Raw genomic sequence first — 5,900 nt, forward strand, 5'->3', positions numbered from 1 at the left:
CGAGGACGAGGAGGTTCTCGCCGTTACGGCGCATACGGGTCGCGAGGTGGTCGAGCTTGAAGAGCGAGGACAGCTGGTCCGGGTCGGCCTCGCGGGACTCCAGTTCGGAGATGAGCGAGAGCTGACGCTGGATGAGGCCCTGCGAGCGGCGCGAGAGGTTGGTGAACATCGCGTTGACGTTGCCCCGCAGCAGCGCCTGCTCGGCGGCCAGCCGGACCGCCTCGCGGTGCACGTCGTCGAAGGCCGCGGCCACCTGGCCGATCTCGTCCCGGGAGTGCACACCGACGGACTCGACTGAGGTGTCGACGTCCTGCGGGTCCGTCTCGGAGAGCTGGCGGACGAGCTCGGGCAGCCGGTCCTGGGCGACCCGGGTCGCCGTGTCCTGCAGCTGCCGCAGCGAGCGGATCATGGAGCGGGCCACGACGAAGGCGCCGACCAGCGAGACCCCTAGGACGATCAGGATGATCGCACCGTTGAGGATCGCGTCGCGCTGCGACTCCTCCTTGAGCTCGCGGGCCTTGCTCTCCATCTCACCGAGGAGCGTCTCCTCGATGGTCTTCATCGCGTTGATCTTGTTGGAGCTCTGGTCGACCCAGTCCATGTACGTGCGGGTCTTGGTGCCGGCGCCCTCCATGCCCAGCGGGCTGTCGAGCACCTTCTTCGCGTACACGTCGGCGGCGGTGATCTCGGGATTCCCGTTGTCCAGCGGCGCCAGCAGCTCGGCGGAGCTCTTGCCCATGGACTCGTAGGTCGTCTCGAACGTCTTGAGGGTCGCGTCACCCTTGTGCTGCGCGTTGCGCCCGAACGCCTGGTCGTTGTCGTTCAGGTGCGTCTCGGTGCTGTCACCGCCCGGCAGGGCCGCGGCGATGATCGCGCGCTCGATGGAGGCGTACTCCTTCGAGGAGGAGAAGGCGGCCAGCGCACGCGTCCGCTTGATCATCTCCGGGTTGCTGGTCGCCTGCGCCATGTCCTGCGACAGGCTGAGCAGCGACGTGATCAGCTGGCTGTACTGGTCGATCGTGTTGAGACTCGGGCTGTCGCCGGCGTACGCGTCCTTGCGGATGCTGGTGATGTTGCCCAGCTGCGTACCGATCTGGCTGACGCTCGAGTGGATGCTGTCCAGTGCCGCGTCGCCCGGGGCGTTGCCGATCTCGTCGGTGGCCTCGAAGAAGGCCGCCTTGGCGCGGTCGGTGCGCTCACGGGGCTGGGTGACCTTGTAGTCGGTCGGCTTCGCGCCGTTCGACAGCGGCCCGGCCGACCTGTCGCGCTCGTCCTGGAGCGCGACGGCGAGCGCGGTCGCCTTCTTGGTCATCTTGGTCAGCAGCTGCATGTGCTCCAGCTGGTCCATGTCGTTCATGGACTCGTTGATCCGCAGTCCGCCCAGGGTGGTCGCCGCGACCACGGGGAGGGCGAGCAGGGAGACCAGACGCGTGCTGATGCGCCAGTTGCGCAGTGCTACGCGTGAGCCGGCGGAGGTGGGGACGGCCGCCTTGGGAGGCGCCGTGGCCTCCGCGCTGCCGGAGCTCGTCGTGCCGGAGCGCTGCGCACGGTCGCCGCCGTCACCGGCCGCACCGGGATTCTGGGCGTGCTGGGGCGAGGAACCGCGGTCGTTCCCGCCGCGCGGCTCCTGATCCGCCGGAGTTTCCCCTCGGCCCTGGCGGGGCTGGGGCGACCCCATGCCATCCCTCTTGAAACGTCCCTGCACTAGCGTCGCAACCTCTGGACCAGGCGTCCCTTCGCGCATGGCGCGCCGGGACGGTGTCGGCGTCGTGGGGCGCTGGACGCGCCCCATGGTGGTCGTGAGTGACCGGCGTACTTCCCCCTCCCGCCGCCACTCGGCGCTGCGTTGCGCCCCTGCGCGCTGGGCCTGAAACCCGCGGCGGTGCGTGGAATTCCAGCACAGTGGAGGATCTCCAACAAGGCCCGCGTACCGGGCTGTGACCTTGATGACACCGTGTGATGGCTGAGTAACAAGGCGTGGAGCGTGTACACGGTCAAACCGGATGATTAGGGGTGGGCTCCTGGAGGGGAGTGGGTGTCCCAGACGCCATGATCGGGAGCGGAATGGCAGATTCAACACCGTATTGTCGGGTTTGCATCCCATGGTCAAGTGCCTGGAATGGGCGCTTTGTCATCAACTTCGTGAGCAAACTCACATGATGATCGCCGTCTCATCCCGGCCAAGCCGGGGAATCGGATGTTTAGCCTGGCGCTTTACAGGGATAGCGAATCCGACAACCGGCGCACCTCCGGGCGGCGCCCCAGCGGCAAGGACCCATACGGCAGATGAAGACGACGATGATGTTCCGCAACATTGCCAACCCCCGGCGCACGACGCTGGCGCACCTCGCGGACGCCGAAGCGCTGCAGACGCCGGAGCAGCGGGAGCACGCCGTCGACCTGCCCACCCAGACGGCCAACCCGCGCCGCACCATCCTCATGACGGCCCCCGCGGCCGCCACCGCCGCGGCGGAGTGATCCCGCGCAACGGCGCCCCTCACCCGCGCAGGCGCCTCGCCCGGCGAGGTTCGCCCCGTCGCGTCGTCCGGTACGCACGCTCGCGGCGTTGGCCGAAAGCCCAAGTAGCTCCGCTACAAGAGCTTCCGTCCGCCTTGCGATCGCACGCACCGGACGACGCTCCTATCGGGGCAAACCTCGCCGGGCGAGGCGCTAGCCTGGAGCGTCAGTCTTCAGCCAGCCAGCAAGTGAGGGGCGACAGCATCCCGTGCGCATCGCCAGGTTCTCCATCGACGGCAATGTCGCCTTCGGCGCGGTCGAGGGCGACAGCCCCGACAGCCTCGTCCTCGACATCATCAAGGGCATCCCGTACGCCGACTTCGAGCTCTCCGGGACCAAGGTCCCGCTGAAGAAGGTCCGGCTGCTGCCGCCCGTGCTCCCCAACAAGGTCGTGGCCATCGGCCGCAACTACGCGGAACACGCCGCCGAGATGGGCAACGAGGTCCCGGATGTGCCCGTCGCCTTCTTCAAGCCCACCACCTCGGTGATCGGCTCCGGCGACTCCATCGAGTACCCCTCCTTCTCCGAGGAGCTGCACCACGAGGCCGAGCTGGCCGTGGTGATCGGCCGCATGTGCCGTGAGGTCCCGCGTGAGCGCGTCAAGGACGTCATCTTCGGCTACACCTGCGCCAACGACGTCACCGCGCGTGACGTCCAGCGGCGCGAGAGCCAGTGGGCCCGGGCGAAGGGCTTCGACACCTCCTGCCCGCTCGGCCCCTGGGTGGAGACCGACGTCGACCCCGGGAACCTGGCCATCCAGGCCACGGTCAACGGCGAACAACGCCAGCTCGGCCGGACGAGCGACATGGTCCGCTCCGTCGAGGACCTGGTCGTCCACATCACGGAAGCCATGACGCTGCTCCCGGGCGACGTGATCCTCACCGGGACCCCCGCAGGGGTCGGCCCCCTGCACGTCGGCGACGAGGTCGCCGTCACCATCGAAGGCATCGGCACTCTCACCAACAAGGTGATCAAGCGTGGCTAACGCACCTGTCCGTGTACGTTTCTGTCCCTCCCCGACCGGCAACCCCCACGTGGGCCTGGTCAGGACGGCTCTCTTCAACTGGGCCTTCGCACGGCACCACCAGGGCACCCTGGTCTTCCGTATCGAGGACACCGACGCGGCCCGCGACTCCGAGGAGTCCTACGAGCAGCTGCTCGACTCCATGCGCTGGCTCGGCCTGGACTGGGACGAGGGCCCCGAGGTCGGCGGCCCCCACGCGCCGTACCGCCAGTCGCAGCGGATGGACCTCTACAAGGACGTCGCGGCCAAGCTCCTGGACGCCGGACACGCGTACCACTGCTACTGCACCACCGAGGAGCTCGACGCCCGCCGTGACGCCGCCCGCGCGGCCGGCAAGCCGTCGGGCTACGACGGCCACTGCCGCGACCTGAGCGACGCGCAGAAGTCGGCGTACGAGGCCGAGGGCCGCACCTCGATCGTCCGCTTCCGGATGCCCGACGAGGCGATCACCTTCACCGACCTGGTCCGCGGCGACATCACGGTCCAGCCGGAGAACGTCCCGGACTACGGCATCGTCCGGGCCAACGGCGCTCCCCTCTACACGCTCGTCAACCCGGTCGACGACGCCCTGATGGAGATCACCCACGTCCTGCGCGGCGAGGACCTGCTCTCCTCCACCCCGCGGCAGATCGCCCTCTACCGGGCGCTCACCGAGCTGGGCATCGCCAAGGACACCCCCGCCTTCGGCCACCTCCCGTACGTCATGGGGGAGGGCAACAAGAAGCTCTCCAAGCGTGACCCGCAGGCCTCGCTGAACCTCTACCGCGAGCGCGGCTTCCTGCCCGAGGGGCTGCTCAACTACCTCTCGCTGCTCGGCTGGTCGATCGCCGAGGACCGCGACATCTTCGGCCGTGACGAGCTGGTGGCGGCGTTCGACATCGCCGACGTCAACGCCAACCCGGCGCGCTTCGACCTGAAGAAGGCCGAGCACATCAACGCCGAGCACCTGCGCATGCTCGACGTGAAGACCTTCACCGAGGCCTGCGGCCCCTGGCTCAAGGCCCCCTTCGCCCCCTGGGCGCCCGAGGCCTTCGACGCGGAGAAGTTCGCCGAGATCGCCCCGCACGCCCAGACCCGTGTGACGGTTCTCTCGGACATCACGGCCAACGTCGACTTCCTCTTCCTGGACGAGCCCGTCGAGGACGAGGCGTCCTGGACGAAGGCCATGAAGGAGGGCTCCGACGCCCTCCTCGTCACCGCCCGCGCCGAGCTGCTCGCCGCCGAGTGGAACGCCGAGGCCCTCAAGGCGGCCGTCCTGACCGCCGGCGAGAAGCACGGCCTGAAGCTCGGCAAGGCGCAGGCCCCGGTCCGCGTCGCCGTCACCGGCCGCACGGTCGGCCTGCCGCTCTTCGAGTCCCTGGAGATCCTGGGCCGCGAGAAGACGATCGCCCGGATCGACGCGGCGCTGGCGAAGCTCGCCGCGTAGCACCCGGTTCGCACACGACGGGGCGGCCGCCCGAGCAGGGGCGGCCGCCCCGTCGTCATGCGGGGGCGGCGCCGGTAATCTGGCCGGCATGCCGATCCGAGCGGTTCTCTGGGACATCGACGACACGATCTTCGACTACTCGGGCGCCGACCGCGCCGGCATGCACCAGCACCTGGAGAGCGAGGGCCTGCCGGACGGGTACGACTCCCTCGACCACGCCCTGGACGTGTGGAAAGCCGTCACGGACGTGCAGTGGGCCCGGTTCGCGGCCGGGGAGACCGACTTCCAGGGGCAGCGGCGGGAGCGCGTGCGCACCTTCCTCGGGCGGTGGCTGAGCGACGCCGAGGCCGACGCGTGGTTCGGCCGTCACGCCACGCACTACGAGGCCGCCTGGGCGCTCTTCCCGGACACCGTGCCCGTCCTGGACCGGCTGGCCGGCGGCTACCGGCACGCCGTCCTGTCCAACTCCAGCATCCACAACCAGGACCGCAAGCTGCGCGCCCTCGGGGTACGGGACCGCTTCGAGGCGGTGGTGTGCGCCGTGGAGCTGGGCGTCTCCAAGCCGGAGGCGGGAGCTTTCCACGCCGCCTGCGAGGTCCTGGAGCTCGCCCCGCACGAGGTGGCGTACGTCGGCAACGAGCCCGACATCGACGCGGGCGGCGCGGTGGCCGCCGGGCTCATGGGGATCTGGCTGGACCGCGAGGGCCGGGGAGGACGCCCCGAGCTGGTGCGGATCACGGGTCTGGACGAGCTTCCCGGCCTGCTGGCGGGCGATACCCGTTTTGGAGCGCCGGACACCTTCAGGTAATGTTCTTCCTGCGCCGCCCGAGCGGGCCGAAAGATCCGGCCGGGAAGCGCAGACAGAGACAAGGCCCCTAGGGGTTGCGTTTCAGTGGGCTATGGTGTAATTGGCAACACTACGGTTTCTGGTAC

General features: G+C 69.2%; 5 protein-coding genes. 4 read left to right on the forward strand and 1 reads right to left on the reverse strand.

Annotation, left to right across the window (positions count from 1 at the left end; genetic code table 11):
- A partial coding sequence (locus JKV81_RS05030; RefSeq protein WP_202075001.1) for a nitrate- and nitrite sensing domain-containing protein occupies positions 1 to 1,678 on the reverse strand: 1,678 nt, incomplete at its 3' end.
- Between the two features lie 608 nt (positions 1,679 to 2,286).
- Between JKV81_RS05030 and JKV81_RS05035 the strand changes: the two genes are divergently transcribed.
- The 4 genes from JKV81_RS05035 (at position 2,287) to JKV81_RS05050 (ending at position 5,775) form a co-directional block, all read left to right on the forward strand.
- Complete coding sequence (locus JKV81_RS05035; protein ID WP_099177632.1) at positions 2,287 to 2,478, forward strand: hypothetical protein; 192 nt, start codon at positions 2,287 to 2,289, stop codon at positions 2,476 to 2,478.
- A 247-nt stretch (positions 2,479 to 2,725) separates the two neighbouring features.
- Positions 2,726 to 3,502, forward strand: coding sequence for a fumarylacetoacetate hydrolase family protein (locus JKV81_RS05040; protein ID WP_129265642.1), 777 nt, complete (start codon positions 2,726 to 2,728; stop codon positions 3,500 to 3,502).
- Entirely contained in the window at positions 3,495 to 4,967 is a 1,473-nt protein-coding gene (gene gltX, locus JKV81_RS05045; protein ID WP_129265643.1) for a glutamate--tRNA ligase, read from the forward strand. The genes JKV81_RS05040 and gltX overlap by 8 nt, the downstream gene beginning before the upstream one ends.
- Before the next feature lie 88 nt (positions 4,968 to 5,055).
- Positions 5,056 to 5,775, forward strand: a complete 720-nt coding sequence (locus tag JKV81_RS05050) for an HAD family hydrolase (RefSeq protein ID WP_202075002.1) — start codon at positions 5,056 to 5,058, stop codon at positions 5,773 to 5,775.
- Positions 5,776 to 5,900 lie beyond the last annotated feature (125 nt).

Origin of the sequence: Streptomyces silvae, assembly GCF_016745505.1 — a bacterium.
GTDB classification, from domain to species: domain Bacteria; phylum Actinomycetota; class Actinomycetes; order Streptomycetales; family Streptomycetaceae; genus Streptomyces; species Streptomyces silvae.

Excerpts from the sequence above, each read along its gene's own strand:
- JKV81_RS05035 (WP_099177632.1), top strand. The coding sequence starts at position 2,287 with ATGAAGACGACGATGATGTTCCGCAACATTGCCAACCCCCGGCGCACG.
- JKV81_RS05050 (WP_202075002.1), top strand. The coding sequence starts at position 5,056 with ATGCCGATCCGAGCGGTTCTCTGGGACATCGACGACACGATCTTCGAC.